The organism is Bacillus cereus group sp. BfR-BA-01379 (assembly GCF_022663605.1).
GTDB lineage: Bacteria > Bacillota > Bacilli > Bacillales > Bacillaceae_G > Bacillus_A > Bacillus_A mobilis.
The window spans coordinates 1-208 of the sequence record NZ_JAKUFT010000358.1 but is presented as its reverse complement, the minus strand read 5'-3'; the positions used below and the strand labels follow the sequence as shown (position 1 = coordinate 208).

The following is a 208-nucleotide window of genomic DNA, read 5'->3' as shown; positions in this document are numbered from 1 at the left end:
GAACCACAAGTGGAAGAAAAACCAGTGCAGCAAGTAGTGGTAGAACCACAAGTGGAAGAAAAACCAGTGCAGCAAGTGGTAGTGGAACCACAAGTGGAAGAAAAACCAATGCAGCAAGTAGTGGTAGAATCACGAGTGGAAGAAACGCTAGTGCAACAAGAGGTAGTGGAACCACAAGTGGAAGAAAAGCCAATGCAACAAGTAGTGG

General features: G+C 45.7%; 1 protein-coding gene. It reads left to right on the top strand.

What is annotated here, in order from left to right; translation table 11 throughout:
• Window positions 1-208: hypothetical protein (locus MR113_RS28235; RefSeq protein ID WP_242257536.1), on the top strand; the 208-nt coding region annotated here is incomplete at both ends.